Origin of the sequence: Nonomuraea diastatica (genome assembly GCF_004349015.1) — a bacterium.
Lineage (GTDB): Bacteria > Actinomycetota > Actinomycetes > Streptosporangiales > Streptosporangiaceae > Nonomuraea > Nonomuraea diastatica.
This window is the reverse complement of sequence record NZ_SMKP01000247.1, coordinates 1-13359: the sequence shown is the minus strand read 5'-3', so window position 1 is coordinate 13359 and position 13359 is coordinate 1. Positions and strand designations below refer to the sequence as shown.

The 13359-nt window shown below is 70.2% G+C and carries 14 protein-coding genes; 7 read left to right on the top strand and 7 right to left on the bottom strand.

Annotated elements, in window-relative coordinates; all coding sequences use genetic code 11:
* On the bottom strand, positions 1-236 hold a 236-nt coding region (locus tag E1294_RS47245), incomplete at its 3' end, for a hypothetical protein (RefSeq protein WP_132518569.1).
* A 91-nt stretch (positions 237-327) separates the two neighbouring features.
* Positions 328-1029 (bottom strand): DUF2470 domain-containing protein, encoded by a 702-nt coding sequence (locus tag E1294_RS47240; protein WP_132518567.1) that lies wholly within the window; start codon positions 1027-1029, stop codon positions 328-330.
* A 79-nt stretch (positions 1030-1108) separates the two neighbouring features.
* On the opposite strand from E1294_RS47240, the gene rpsD reads away from it, so the two are divergent.
* The gene (gene rpsD, locus E1294_RS47235; RefSeq protein ID WP_132518565.1) at positions 1109-1723 is read left to right on the top strand and encodes a 30S ribosomal protein S4; all 615 of its coding nucleotides are present in this window, start codon (positions 1109-1111) and stop codon (positions 1721-1723) included.
* Between the two features lie 3 nt (positions 1724-1726).
* On the opposite strand, the gene E1294_RS47230 is transcribed toward rpsD, so the two are convergent.
* A complete protein-coding gene (locus tag E1294_RS47230) occupies positions 1727-2521 on the bottom strand; it encodes an ion transporter (protein WP_132518563.1) in 795 nt (264 codons plus the stop codon).
* A gap of 116 nt (positions 2522-2637) precedes the next feature.
* Between E1294_RS47230 and E1294_RS47225 the strand changes: the two genes are divergently transcribed.
* Positions 2638-2949 (top strand): DUF4190 domain-containing protein, encoded by a 312-nt coding sequence (locus tag E1294_RS47225; RefSeq protein WP_132518561.1) that lies wholly within the window; start codon positions 2638-2640, stop codon positions 2947-2949.
* Here E1294_RS47225 and E1294_RS47220 read toward each other — a convergent pair.
* Positions 2946-3581, bottom strand: coding sequence for a TetR/AcrR family transcriptional regulator (locus E1294_RS47220; RefSeq protein ID WP_132518559.1), 636 nt, complete (start codon positions 3579-3581; stop codon positions 2946-2948). The two genes, E1294_RS47225 and E1294_RS47220, sit on opposite strands and share 4 nt — an antisense overlap.
* Before the next feature lie 66 nt (positions 3582-3647).
* Here E1294_RS47220 and E1294_RS47215 point away from each other — a divergent pair, with 66 nt between their 5' ends.
* A complete protein-coding gene (locus E1294_RS47215) occupies positions 3648-4403 on the top strand; it encodes an ABC transporter ATP-binding protein (RefSeq protein ID WP_132518557.1) in 756 nt (251 codons plus the stop codon).
* The gene (locus E1294_RS47210; protein ID WP_132518555.1) at positions 4403-5128 is read left to right on the top strand and encodes an ABC transporter permease; all 726 of its coding nucleotides are present in this window, start codon (positions 4403-4405) and stop codon (positions 5126-5128) included. The genes E1294_RS47215 and E1294_RS47210 overlap by 1 nt, the downstream gene beginning before the upstream one ends.
* A 46-nt stretch (positions 5129-5174) precedes the next feature.
* Here the strand turns inward: E1294_RS47210 and E1294_RS47205 are convergent, their stop codons facing one another.
* Entirely contained in the window at positions 5175-6533 is a 1359-nt protein-coding gene (locus E1294_RS47205) for a S8 family serine peptidase (protein ID WP_132518553.1), read from the bottom strand.
* Positions 6534-6717: 184 nt separating this feature from the next.
* Here E1294_RS47205 and E1294_RS47200 point away from each other — a divergent pair, with 184 nt between their 5' ends.
* The 3 genes from E1294_RS47200 (at position 6718) to E1294_RS47190 (ending at position 10391) form a co-directional block, all read left to right on the top strand.
* Positions 6718-8757, top strand: coding sequence for a spermidine synthase (locus E1294_RS47200; RefSeq protein ID WP_132518551.1), 2040 nt, complete (start codon positions 6718-6720; stop codon positions 8755-8757).
* 101 nt (positions 8758-8858) lie between these two features.
* Positions 8859-9068, top strand: coding sequence for a zinc ribbon domain-containing protein (locus E1294_RS47195; RefSeq protein ID WP_181958662.1), 210 nt, complete (start codon positions 8859-8861; stop codon positions 9066-9068).
* Positions 9069-9173: 105 nt separating this feature from the next.
* Positions 9174-10391 carry a cytochrome P450 family protein gene (locus E1294_RS47190; protein WP_132518549.1) on the top strand — a complete coding sequence of 406 codons (1218 nt, stop codon included), beginning with the start codon at positions 9174-9176 and terminating at the stop codon, positions 10389-10391.
* An 87-nt stretch (positions 10392-10478) separates the two neighbouring features.
* Here E1294_RS47190 and E1294_RS47185 read toward each other — a convergent pair whose 3' ends face one another.
* Positions 10479-11885, bottom strand: coding sequence for an LCP family protein (locus tag E1294_RS47185; protein ID WP_246083784.1), 1407 nt, complete (start codon positions 11883-11885; stop codon positions 10479-10481).
* A gap of 382 nt (positions 11886-12267) precedes the next feature.
* The coding region (locus E1294_RS47180; RefSeq protein ID WP_246083783.1) for a neutral zinc metallopeptidase at positions 12268-13359 on the bottom strand (1092 nt) is incomplete at its 5' end.

The window sequence follows — 13359 nt, the reverse complement described above, 5'->3', positions numbered from 1 at the left end:
GTGGGACGCTTCGTGATCGGGGGGAAGGGCGGGACGTCGCCGGGCACGCGCTCGGAGAAGGCGGGCCAGTCGAGCGGGTCCAGGTCGCTGGGGTACGGCGTGCGCACCACGAGGATGGCGGCCGCGACCAGCATGAGCACGCCGAGCAGGACGCCGGTGACCATCAGCGCCCGCCCGCGCCACCCGCCCTCGTCGGCGGGCGCGGCGGGCCCAGGTCCACGGCGCGATCCAGTCATCCCTCACATGCTAGAGATGTGTCGCAACGATCGGGCAATGTGCTGGCAAATCACCAAAAATCCAGGATGATCCTGATGTCCGGTGGCGAGCTCAGCACGTGCACAACAGTCCGCGCAGCGCCGTCTCCAGGCACAGGCCGGATCGCGCAGGGCGCGGCCACGGGAAACGCACCAGCGATTCGTCCACCCGCACGGTCGCCCCGAACCGGTCCAGCTCCCACAACCACACCTCGCCCGCCTGCTCGCCCAGTTGCTTGGACACGCCGGCCGTGAGCTGCGGCCGGTGCGAGGCGTTGACGTGGGCGAGCACCTGCTCGGCCGTCTCGGCCAGCGGGTCGGGCGCCGCGCCCAGGTAGTCGTCGGCGTCGAGCATCCCCGACTCCTGCCCGGTCAGGTAGACGACCTGGCCGACGTCCAGCCGCAGCAGCCGGGGCGCGTCCGGCTGCCCGAAGCGCTCCAGCGCCTTGAACAGGCTCTCGTCCGGGCAGTGCGTCGCCACCGCGACCGCCGACGAGCGCGCCTCGCCCTCTGGAACGGCCTCCGCCCAGCCCTGCACCTCGATCAGCCCGCGCGGGTGGGTGACGGAGCCCAGTTGCCGCATCGCCGTCAGGTTCACCGCCACGACGGCGTCGTCGCGCAGGCCGTGCAGCGTCTCCCCGGGCAGCACCAGGAGCACCGGACGCCCGCGCTCGTCGACCCCTCCGCGCGCGGGGGACGGGGCGCCGTCGACGGACAGCTTGGCGACGCCGGCGGTCGCGGCGAGGGTGCGGACCCGCTCGGGGATCGGCAGCATGACGCCTCCTTGGGGGCAGGAATCGTGTGTTAGGTTAGGCTCGCCTAAGTAAGGAATACCTAATCACATCGAGGTGAACGTGCGCTACACCGGTCCGAAGGTGCGACTGTCACGTCGCGCGGGCGTCCCGCTGACCAGGAAAGCCGTCCGCTACTTCGAGCAGCGCCCCTACCCGCCTGGCGAGCACGGCCGTAAGACGAACCGCCGCACCGCCGGCGACTACGGCCTGCGGCTGATGGAGAAGCAGAAGCTGCGCTGGTACTACGACGTGTCCGAGCGGCAGTTGCGCCGCTACTGGGACCTTGCTCTGCGCAAGCCGGGCGCGTCCGGCGCCGAGCTGGTCACGCTGTTGGAGAGCCGCCTGGCCTCGCTCGTGCTGCGCGCCGGGCTGGCGCCGTCCATCTACGCGGCCAGGCAGTACGTCAACCACGGTCACATCGCCGTGGACGGCCGCAAGGTGGACATCCCCAGCTACCTGGTCAGGCCGGGACAGGTCGTCACGGTGAGGGAGCGCTCGCGCAGGATGCAGCCGTTCGTGGCCGCCGCCGAGGGCGTGCACGCCGACGATCGGATCGCCCCCTACCTCGCCGTCGACCACGCCGACCTCCGTTTCACGCTGACGCACCGGCCGGAGCGCGAGCAGATCAACGTCCCGGTGGACGAGCAGCTCGTCGTGGAGTTCTACTCCCGCTAGCGCTCAGTCCAGGGCCCGCTGCGCGCGCAGCTCGGCCAGCTCCTTGCGCAACTCGGCGAGCTCGTCGAGGATGCGCTGGGTGTTGTGGTCGCTGGTGTCCTCCCTGGCGGCGGCGCGCTCCTTGGAGTTCTCCTCGTCCATCGCGCTGACCACGACCGCGAGGAACAGGTTCAGCACGACGAACGTGCACACCAGGATGAAGATCGTGAAGAAGATCCAGGCCGTCGGATGGCGGTCCATCACCTCTCTGGCGATGTTGCCCCAGTCGTCACCCGTCATCGTCTGGTAGAGGGTGAACAACGACGTGGGCAGGCTGCCGAACCTGGCGGGGGCGGCCTGCCCGTAGAGCTTGGTGGCCATGACGGCGGCCACGTAGAGCACCAGGGAGAGCAGCACCACGATCGAGCTCATTCCCGGCAGCGCGCGCAGCAGCGCCGAGACCACGCGGCGCAGGCTCGGCACGACCGACAACAACCGCAGCGCGCGCAGGATGCGCAGGGAGCGCAGCACCGACAGGCCGCCGGTCGCCGGGACGAGGGCGATCGCGACGATCACCGCGTCGAAGATGTTCCACGGGTCGCGGACGAACGCCGAACGCTCGGCGTAGACCTTGGCCAGCAGCTCGACGACGAAGATGTAGAGCGCGACATGGTCGATGAGGGTGAGCAGGTCGCCGTGGCGCTCGACCACCCGAGGGAAGGTCTCGAGTCCCAGAACGGCCGCGTTGGTCAGGATGACGGCGACGATGAATCGCTGGAAGTGCCGGTGGGCGAGGAAGTCGCGCATGCGTTCACGCACGGGGGTAGGCTCCTAAGGCAATGATCGTCTTGCCCCACCATGATGGCGCAAGATGATCAAGCAGGAGACTGTGGTAGAAAACCACACGACACGAAGCAGGGAAGGGGCCGGGCGACATGTCCTATCCGCATTACGGCCCGTCCTATGGCCCGCCTCCCCAGAGTCACCCCAACGGCACCGCCATCCTCGTGCTGGGCATCCTGAGTCTGGTGGTCTGCAGCATCCTCGGGCCCTTCGCCTGGGTGATGGGCAACAGAGCACTGCGCGAGATCGACGACAGCGGTTATTACTACGAGAATCGCGGTTCGATCCAGGCGGGGCGCATCTGCGGCATCATCAGCAGCGTCCTGATGATGCTCACGTTCGGGTTCATCATCTTCGGGTTGGGGATGGCGTTCCTCACCGGCGGCTTCGAGAGTGGCGGCTAGCGCCGCCGGCCGTAGTCGCCGAGGCCCGGCTCCAGCAGGTCGAACGCCTTCTCCGCCTCCGCTCTGAGGTCGGGTTCGATGCTCTCCCACTCCTCTCCGGCGAGCCTCCTGCTCACCGAATAGTGGGTGAGCAACCGCGTCGTGGTGAGGATGTGCGCCGCGACGAGCCTGGGCCGGAGGTCGTCGGGACCGGCGTCGAGCTCGTCGGCGAGCGCCCGGGTCAGCGCCTGCTCCCGCAGCTCGTGCATCTCGCGTAGCCGGGCGACCAGAGCGGGGCTGGCGTCCACGATCCTGGCGAACACGTCGGCGCCCAGGTTGAACCCGTATCGCCAGTGCCGGGTGCCGATGGCGTCGAGGATGTCGCGCCGGAAGGCCCGCACCACGCTCTCTCCAGGCTCGCGCTCCCGGATCACCTGCACAGGGTGGTCCACGACCAGGTCCTGCCGGTCGGCGAACAGGTCCTCCTTGGTGCTGAAGTAGTTGAACACCGTGTTGACCGACACGTCGGCGGCGCGCGCCACCTCGGCCACGGTCACGTTGTCGAACCCCTTGGCCATGAACAGGCCCATCGCGATGTCGGCGATGCGCTCCCTGGTCTCGCGCTTCTTCCGTTCCCGCAACCCTTCACCCATGGCACCATCGTACCAATATTGCAGTTACACCAAATTTGTGGTTACCTCAATTTTGGAGGTGATGAAATGATCAAGGCTTCGGGTCTGAGCAAGACCTTCGACGGCGGCGTGGAGGCCGTCAGAGACCTCGGCATATCGGTGGAACCCGGCGAGATCGTGGGTTTCCTCGGTCCGAACGGCGCGGGCAAGACCACGACCATGCGCATGCTGACCACCCTGCTGCGCCCCACGTCCGGCACCGCCACGGTGGCCGGGCACGACCTGCGGGCCGATGCGAAGGAGGTGCGCAGGCACATCGGCTACGTCGCCCAGGGCGGCGGCATCCTGCCGACCGCGCCGCTCAAGGGAGAGCTCGAACTCCAGGGCATGCTCTACGGGCTGAGCCGCCGGGAGTCCGCGGCCAGGGCAGGCGAGATCCTGGCCAGGCTGGACCTCGCGGGGCTGGAGACCAGGCTCGGCGGCGCGCTCTCCGGCGGCCAGCGCCGCCGCTTCGACATCGCGTTCGCGCTGCTGCACGATCCGGCGCTGCTCTTCCTCGACGAGCCGACGACCGGCCTCGACCCGCAGAGCCGGGCCAACCTGTGGGGCCACATCCGCGCGCTGCGCCAGGAGAAGGGCATGACGGTGTTCCTCACAACCCACTACCTCGACGAGGCCGACGCACTCTGCGACCGGCTGCTCATCATCGACCACGGCCGGATCGTGGCCGAAGGCGCCCCGGCCGAGCTCAAAACCGGCGGACGCACGCTCGACGACGTGTTCCTCGACATCACCGGCAGGTCGCTGCGCGAGGAGAGCGCGCTGCCGGGGAAGGGCGTCTGATGCTCCGCGACACCTGGGTGCTGTTCCGCCACGGCGTCGGCGTCACGCTGCGGCAGAAGATCGGCATCGTCTTCGGCGCGGTCCAGCCACTGCTCTTCCTGGTGTTGTTCGGGCCCATCTTCACCACGTTCGGCACCTGGGAGACGCTCGTGCCGGGCCTGATCATCCAGCTCGGCTTGATGAGCATGGGGCTGGCCGGGTTCGGCGTCGTCTTCGAGAAACGCTCCGGCGTGCTGGAGCGGATGCGCGTCACCCCGGCCAGCCGGGTGGCGCTGCTGCTCGGGCGTGTGCTCACCAACGCGGTCACGCTGATCCTGCAGACGGTGCTGCTCCTGGCGGTCGCCTTCGCCTTCGGCCTGCGCGCACCCGCACTCGGACTGGTGGCCGGGTTCGTGCTGGTCGTCGTGCTCGGGCTGAGCCTGGCCGCGCTGTCGTACGCCGTCGCGCTGACGATGAACGAGCAGCTGTTCGCGCCGGTGATGTCCACGGCGGTGATCCCGCTCATCCTGCTGTCCGGCTCGTTCCTGCCGATGTCGATGGCGCCGGGCTGGCTCGACGCCCTCTCGCACGTCAGCCCGTTCCGGTATGTGCTGGAGGCGCTGCGCGACCTGTTCCACGGCCACTATCTGACGGGCACGGTCGGCGCGGGCGTGGCGGTGACCGCGGTCTTCGCCGTGATCGGCCTCACCGTCGGGACGCGTGTGTTCAACAGGGAGCACGCGTAAGGAGCGCGGGCGTGGCCGGACCCCACTCCGGCCACGCCCGCGCAGGTCAGGCGGCGCTTCTGGCGCGGCGCTGAAGGGCCGCGATGACGCCCGCCGGGTCCACGATCCCGTAGCCGTAACCGTAGTCGAACCCCACCTCGCTGCGGTCCTCCGCGGTGCGCCGCAGCAGCGCGCGCAGCTGGGCGGGCGACAACCTGTCCGCCGGCCACATGGTGCGCACCGCCGCCACGAGCCCGGCCGCCACCGGCGCCGCCGCCGACGTGCCCGAGTCGGGCGAGCCGGGGCCCAGCGCCCGGGACCCGGAGAAATGCGTGTACGCGCAGACGTCCGGCTTGCGGGCGGTCAGCCGTCCCGGCCCCTGCGAGGAATAGCCCACCCGCTCGCCGTTGACGTCGATGCCGCCGATCGACAGAGCCTTCGGATGGGAGTTGGCGCCCACGATGGGCCGCGCGGGGAAGGCGCACCGGCCGTCGGGGCACTCGCGGCCGCAGTTGCCCGCCGCGAACAGCACGTCCGCGCCCGCCCGGTCCAGGCCGGCCACCATCAGGTTGAACGGGTGGGCGGCGTTGTCGGAGTAGTTGCCGGGATGCCCGACGGGGAAGTCCCACTCGGGGGAGAACGACCCCCACGAGTTGCTCACCACCAGCGCCCTGGACCCCGCGGGCTGGGCGTCGAGCACGTTGCGCAGGTGCGCGAACGCCGACACCGCGTCCGACAGCAGCCCGTCCATCGCCGAGCCGCCCGGCCGGGTGGACAGCAGCACCGGGATGTCGATCAGCGACGCGTGAGGGGCCGCGATGAGCGCGTCGAACGCGCACATCGTGCCGTGGTCCACCTCGAACTCGCCCGGCGTGCCCGACACCCCCGGCGGGCTCCAGGAGCGCTCGGCGTCCAGCGTGACGCCCCTGCCGAGCTGCCTGGCCGTGTGGGCGGCGTTGATGCCGTTGTCGAGCACGGCCAGCGCGACCCCAGCGCCGTCGAGGCCCTCGGCATGCAGCCCGGGGACGTGCAGCAGGCGTTCGACGTCGTGCCAGTCGCCGGCCGGCGGATCGCCTCCGCACACCGGCGCGGACTCGATCACCGGATCGGCGAAGATGCCGACCACGTCGGGCCTGATGCCGGGAAGCAGCGTGACCCTGGAGGCCAGGTGGTCGTCGGAGATCGTGCCCCGGACCAGGACGGACGCGTCATCGGCGGCCAGTGAGAAGTCGAGCGGCTGATTGAGCGAGAGCGGGTCGCCGCCGGTCGAGGGGACCGGCCGCGGCACGGCCACGGGCACGAACGCGGAGTCGAGCTCGACGCCGGGCAGCCCGTCGGCGACGTCTGCCGTGGTGGCGGCCTGGCCGGGGTCGGCCACGGCCGCGACCAGGTCGGGAGAGGGACGGAGCTGGATCAGGACCCGCATGTGTCACCACCAACGTGTGTGGGGGAGCGAACGTCCCCAACATTCCTGCATCCGCCCGCCCGCGTCCAGCGGGTCTCACCGGTTTTGACCTGCGGAAATGCGCCAATCACCGCGAAGCGGACGACTTTTGTCCGCGGCTCGCCGGACTTCCGTGCCGGCGATCTTTTCACTACGGTGAGGCAGCATGACGCTGGAGGCGCGGAAGCCGGTCGACGACGAGGAGAAGGCTCACTGGCTGGCGGTGCGGCCGAGGCTCATCCTCGCCAGCGCCTTCATGCTCTTCCTCGAGCTGGCGCTGATCAGGTGGACCGGATCCAACATCGTCCACCTCAGCTATTTCACGAACTTCGTGCTGCTCGGCTCGTTCCTCGGCATCGGGCTCGGCTTCCTGCGCGTCGGCCGGTCACGACGGCAGCCCTACTACTCGCCCGTCGTGCTCGCCATCCTGGTCGTGGTCGTGCTGACCTTCCCGGTGACCGTCGACAGGAACACCGAGGGCGTTTTGTACTGGACGAGCCTGTCCACCAGCGGCCCGCCCGCGTGGCTGATCCTGCCGGTGATCTTCTGCGCCGCGGCGCTGGTGCTCATGGGCCCCGCCGAGCTCGTCGGACGTTGCTTCCCCGAACTGCCGCGCCTGGAGGCGTACCGCTACGACCTGATCGGCAGCCTCACCGGCATCGCCGCGTTCACCGCGCTGTCCTTCCTGAGCGCGCCGCCGGTGTTCTGGGGCCTGATCGCCGCGATCTGCTACGCGCTGCTGCTGGTGCCCCGGCCGCGCGCCCTCTACGTGGGCCTGGTGACCGTGCCCTCGCTGGCCGTCGTCGGGCTGCTGCTGGCCGAGACGCTGACCGCGGGGGCGATCTGGTCGCCGTACTACAAGGTCACGTTCAGGCAGCTCCAGCAGCTGGGCGTCGCCGTCACCGACATCGCGGTCAACGGCATCCCGCACCAGCAGGCCGTGCCCGCCACCGCCCGGCTGCAGTGGGAGCGCCAGTACGGCCTGCCGTACGAACGGACCACGAAACCGCCCAAGGATGTGCTCATCGTCGGCGCCGGCAGCGGCACCGACGTGGCGATCGCGCTGTCCAAGGGCGCCGCCCGCGTCGACGCCGTCGAGATCGACCCCAAGCTGCGTGAGCTCGGCGGCTCCGTCCACCCCGACCGGCCCTACGACGACCCGCGCGTCACCACGCACGTCACCGACGGCCGTGCCTTCCTGGAACGTACCGGCGCGAAGTACGACCTCATCCTCTTCGCCCTGCCCGACTCCCTCACCCTCGTCTCCGGAGCCAGCTCGCTGCGCCTGGAAAGCTACCTGTTCACCGAAGAGGCCATGCAGGCCGCCCGCGAGCACCTGAAGCCGGGCGGCACGTTCTCGATGTACAACTACTACCGCGAGAGCTGGCTCGTCGACCGCCTCGCGGCCACCATGCAGAGCGCCTTCGGCCACAAGCCGTGCGTCGACGTCGTCAGCACCGCCGGCCAGCAGGCCGTCATCACCGCCGGCCTGAGCGAGGCCGACCAGCGCTGCGGCACCGCCTGGGCCGGGGCCGCCCCCGGCACCCCCGACCCCGCCGACGACGACCGCCCGTTCCTCTACCTCAAGGACGCGACGATCCCGCCGATCTACATCATCACGCTCGGCCTGATCCTCATCGTCAGCCTCCTCGCCGTCCGCGTCGTCGCGGGCCCCTATGACCGGATGCGGCCGTACGCCGACTTGTTCCTGCTGGGCGTGGCGTTCATGCTGCTGGAGACGAAGAGCGTGACCGGGTTCGCGCTGCTGTTCGGCACGACGTGGGTGGTCAACGCGATCGTCTTCGCCGGCGTGCTCGTCGCGGTCCTCGCCGCCGTCGAGGTGACCCGCCGCTTCCGCACCCCGCCGCTGCCCGTCATGTACGGCGTGCTTCTCGCCGGCCTGGTGCTGGCCTGGCTGGTGCCGAACGCGTGGCTGCTGTCCCTGCCGCTGCCGCTGCGCGCGGTGGCCGCGGTGACCGTGGCCTTCCTGCCGATCTTCGCCGCGAACATCGTCTTCGCCAAGCGGTTCGCCGACACCGCCGACGCCACCACGTCCTTCGGAGCGAACCTGCTGGGAGCCATGGTGGGCGGCTGCCTGGAGTACGCCGCGCTGATCATCGGTTACAAGGGGCTGCTGATCGTGGCGGCCCTGCTCTACATCGGGGCGCTGGTGCTGCTGCCGAGGAAGAAGGCCGCGCTGGTGTGACGTGAGGGGCGGCGGGATTTCCCCGGTTCAAGACCAAACGCCGGGACGGGTGTTCGGTGCGGTTCACCACCGGCGCGATCCGGCTGTAGGGCGGCAGGCATGTGGTGCTGCCGGTGCCCGGCCGGATCGAAAGCTTGGCAGAGCGGGCGGCTCGTCGTGGCGACCGCTGGTTTCCCTCCTCCAAGACGTGCTCGTCCTGCGGGGCGGTGAAGGCCAAGCTGCCGCTGCGGGTGCGCCGGCTCGTGTGCCAGCAGTGCGGTCTGTCGACGGACCGTGATGAGAATGCCGCGATCAACCTGCTTCGCTGGTGAAGCAGACCGTCGCCGGGAGTGGCCCGGAGACGCTAAACGGACGCCGAGCCGATCGTAAGACCCCGCCTGGCGGGGTAGGACCCAGGCCCGACCTGTGGGGGATGGATGCTTGAGGAGATGCTGCCCGGCTACGACGGGGTGCTGGCCGACCCCTATCCCGCCTACGCCCGGCTGCGGGAGTCGGGTGTGCCCCACCGCGTGACGCTGCGCAGCGGCCTGTACGGCTGGCTCGTGACCCGCTACGACGACGCCCGCGCCGCGCTGGCCGATCCCCGGCTCAGCAAGGACCCGCGCAACGCGCCGCCCGACTGGCAGGAGGCGGGCCGCGGACGCCCGCTGGAGGACCGATCGGGGCTGGGCACCCACCTGCTCACCACGGACCCGCCCGAGCACACCCGGCTGCGCCGCCTGGTCGCCCGCTACTTCACCCCGGGCAGGCTGGCCGCCCTGCGGCCGCGGATCGAGGAACGGGCCGGCGCGCTCATCGACGGGCTCCGCGCGAGGGACGGAGCCGAGCTGATCGGGGACCTCGCCTCGCCGTTGCAGTTGGCCACGATCTGCGACGTGCTCGGCGTGCCGGTCGGCGACCGTACGGACTTCCAGCGGTGGACCACGGCCGTCGTCACCTCGGGGGAGGGGCGGGACGACGAGGCCAGGCCCGAGGCGCTGCGCCGTCTGGGCGCGTACGTGGGCGAGCTGGCGGCCGCCAAGCGGCGCGAGCCGGGGGACGACGTCATCAGCGCGATCACGGCCGCCGTGGACGAGGAGGAGCGGCTGTCCGAGAGCGAGATGCTGTCGATGATCTTCCTGCTGCTCGTGGCCGGCTATGAGACGACCGTCAGCCTCGTCGGGCTGGGCACGTACACGTTGCTGCGGCATCCCGACCAGCTCCGCCGGCTGCGGGAGCGGCCCGAGCTGATCGACCGGGCGGTGGAGGAACTGCTGCGGCACGACAGTCCGGTCGAGCTGGCGACATGGCGCTTCGCCCTGGAGCCGCTGGAGATCGGCGGGGCGATGGTCCTCGCAGGGCAGCCGATCCTGGTGGCGCTGGGAGCGGCCAACCGCGACCCCCGCCGCTTCCCCGGCCCGGACCGGCCCGACCTCGCCCGGGAGGACAACCCCCACCTGAGCTTCGGCCACGGGCCGCACTACTGCCTCGGGGCCATGCTCGCGCGCATCGTCGGCCGGGCCGCCCTGGCCGCCGTCGCCGGCCGCCTGACCGGGCTCGCCCTCGCGGTGCCGCCCGAGACGCTGAGCTGGCGCGCCAGCCTGACGGTACGCGGCCCGCAGCGGCTCCCGGTGACCTTCGACGCCGTCACCTGAGCGCGCACCCGCCGCGCCCGCTGCTCCTGCCGTGCTGCTGCGCCCGCCGTGCCGCCGCTCGCGCGTCACAGGACCTCTGGCCGGGCCTCAGAGGCCGCAGAGCTCTTCGAGGGACTTGGCGTCGTCCCCCTTGCCCTTCTGGCTGTTCCTCGTCGGCGTCTGCGTCGGCTGGGCGGTCCGGGTCTTCGCCGGGCTGGACGTGGTGGTCGGCGAGGCGCTCACGTGGGCCGTCTGCGCCTGCTTGGCCGGCCGGAGCGAGGAGGCGATCGCCTTGCGCGTCGCGGTGCGGATCTTCGCCCACTCCGGGTTGCCCGGCCAGAACTGCGGCGGTACGAACTGCAGGCTGGTGATCTTGGCGTCCTTGACCTTGACGGCCAGTTCCACCAGCGGCTGCACCAGGTGTTGCGGGATGTTGGTGCGCGCCAGCCGCTTGGCCGCACCGGCGATCTTGGTGAAGTTGGTGAGGATCACGGCGGGCGTGGCCTGCTGGGCGAAGGCGCCGATGACGCAGCGCTGGCGGCCCATGCGGGAGAAGTCGTCGCTGTTGACCCGGGAGCGGCCGTACCAGAGGGCCTCCTCGCCGCTGAGCCGCCGGTAGCCCGCCTTGATCGTGCCTGCGGTGCCGTAGTGGCCGCCCCACTTGACGTCCTGCTCGACCCGGATCTTGAGGCCGCCGATGGCGTCGACCAGGTCCGCGAAGCCGTACATGTTCATCATCGCGTAGTAGTCGATCTTCAGGCCGAGCGTGTGGCCGATGGCGTCCATGAGGGCCCGCGGGCCCTTGTTCTTGCCACCCATGATCTCCGGGTGGTCGTTGGCGTACTGCCACACCTCGTTGAGCAGGCCGCCGTTGCCAAGCTCGGCCAGGTAGCCGTTCGGGAACTGGTCGTGCAGCGGCGATGAGGCGGGGAAGCGCACGTGCTGCAGGTTGCGCGGCAGGCTGAACAGGACCGTGGCGCCGCTCTTGATGTCCACGCTGGCCACCGTCATGCTGTCGGTCCGCACGCCGGTACGGTTGCTCGCCGCGTCGCCGCCGATCAGCAGGAAGTTCACCCGTTCCTTGCCGTGCCAGGGGTCCTCGCCCTCCTTGGCCGCCGGGGGCACGTCGGAGTCGGCCGACGAGGGGAAGATGCCATTGATGGTGTTGCGGACGGTCAGCACGGTGTTGGCCGTGAGGGCGAACGGCGACATGACCGCCACGCACAGCACGCCGACCACGATGCCGGTGATCATCTGGCCCTGCTGGTTGAGCCTGCTCGGGCCGAGCGCGATGTACGAGGTCACCAGCAACGCGAACCACGCCAGCGCGGCGAGCGCGGCGAGGACCACGATCGTCACCAGCATGCCGTCGCCGACGAGCGCGGCGGCGTTCCCCAGGTTGCCGGCGATGCTGAGCCCGTAGGCCAGGATGGCGAGCACCAGCACCGCGTACACGCTGACGAGCACCAGCCCGATACGGCGCTGCCCGGCCCGCAGGTGTGCGGCGCCGGGCACGATGGCGGACAGTGCGGTCCATCCGAGGATGGAGGCAGGGGTCAGGGGCTTGGCGAAGCGCGGCGGCGCATTGCGCGGCGTGGAGCCTGAGCCGCTAGGGGGCGCAGGGCGCGGCGTGGACCCTGAGCCTCCAGGGGGAGCAGGGCGCGGCGTGGAGCCGGAGGCGCGAGGGGAGGCAGGGCGTGGGCGGCGAGCGGGGCGTCGTTTCCTGCCTCCTGGCACGGCCTCTTCCCCATCCCGATTGCGCACACCCGGCTCCCTACTACGCCTACCAGGCAAAACTGACGTTTGCCCCCATTGGGCACAAGATTGCCAGGATTCTAGTCCCCATACTCGGGCAACAACGACATGTGCCCAACCTGAGATGAATTCCTCATTGACTTCAGGAGGTCGCTGAGGACGACGCCATCCACGTGTTGCACTGGTACGCCTTGCTCTTCGTCCAGCCCTGCCTGAACCACCGGTTGTTGTTGGCCGGCTTGCCGTGGTCGCGCGGATAGCCCGGATGGTCGCCCACCTGGCCGTAGAACGCGAACAGCCGGCTCCGGTTGGACGTGCTCACCGGGTACGACGACGCGACCGAGCGCATCCACATGCCGCCGAAGCACGTGGCCTGCAGCTCCAGCCGCCTGCTGAGGGCGAGCTTGGCGTTCTGGTTCGAGGTGTCCAGCGTGGAGCGCCACCACGAGTTCATCAGGCCCGTGATGTTCTGCACGTGGTGGCCGTACTCGTGGGCCATCATGCTGATGATCCCGCCGTGCCAGGAGATGATCTGCCCGTAGCCGCGGGCGTTGCCGTTACCCCTGGCCATGGCCGAGGTGGAGGCGTAGATCGTGTTGTTCTGCGGGCAGTAGTACGGCACGATATTTCCCGGCGACGGATAGTCGCCGCACGCGCCCCGGCCCCGCCTGGCGGCGATGGCGTAGCCCGGCGGGCTGAACGTGATGCCCTGCTTCTCCAGGATGGGCTTCCACGCCCGGTCCATGCACTTGCCGGTCTTCAGGATCAGCGCCTTGAGCTGACTGTGGCTGAAGATGCTGGCGTTGCCCGCCGGGCATCTGAGCCGGGGCAGGATGCCCGCGCGATACACGGTGTTGTTCTTCAGGCTCGTGTTGGGCGTGACGGTCTGCCGCGGCTCCTGCTGGGCCTCCTCAGTCTCACGCTCCGTCGGCCGGCGCGTGGGCTCGCTGGTGGTGGCTTCGTCCGTCGGCTCCTGCGTCCGCGTGCGTTCCGGGAACGGCTCGTCGTCGTCGGTGGCGCGCTCCGAAGGCTCGTACGTCGGGATCGCGATCGGCCTTGAGGTCTCCGACCGCGACGTGCTCTTGAAGAACGCCGCCCCCACGACGATCAGCACGAACAGCGCCGCCACCGAGCCGAGCACGGCGCCGATCACCCCGATGGCGCCCATGCCGGACTTCTTGCGCGGCGGCGGATGCGGCCAGCGCAGCGTCGGCGGCATTGGAGGCGGTGGAGG

Bases quoted from the DNA above. Each gene is read 5' to 3' on its own strand.
- E1294_RS47240 (WP_132518567.1), bottom strand. From the start codon at position 1,029: ATGCTGCCGATCCCCGAGCGGGTCCGCACCCTCGCCGCGACCGCCGGC.
- E1294_RS47200 (WP_132518551.1), top strand. From the start codon at position 6,718: ATGACGCTGGAGGCGCGGAAGCCGGTCGACGACGAGGAGAAGGCTCAC.
- E1294_RS47220 (WP_132518559.1), bottom strand. From the start codon at position 3,581: ATGGGTGAAGGGTTGCGGGAACGGAAGAAGCGCGAGACCAGGGAGCGC.
- E1294_RS47190 (WP_132518549.1), top strand. From the start codon at position 9,174: ATGCTTGAGGAGATGCTGCCCGGCTACGACGGGGTGCTGGCCGACCCC.
- E1294_RS47215 (WP_132518557.1), top strand. From the start codon at position 3,648: ATGATCAAGGCTTCGGGTCTGAGCAAGACCTTCGACGGCGGCGTGGAG.
- E1294_RS47225 (WP_132518561.1), top strand. From the start codon at position 2,638: ATGTCCTATCCGCATTACGGCCCGTCCTATGGCCCGCCTCCCCAGAGT.
- E1294_RS47205 (WP_132518553.1), bottom strand. From the start codon at position 6,533: ATGCGGGTCCTGATCCAGCTCCGTCCCTCTCCCGACCTGGTCGCGGCC.
- E1294_RS47210 (WP_132518555.1), top strand. From the start codon at position 4,403: ATGCTCCGCGACACCTGGGTGCTGTTCCGCCACGGCGTCGGCGTCACG.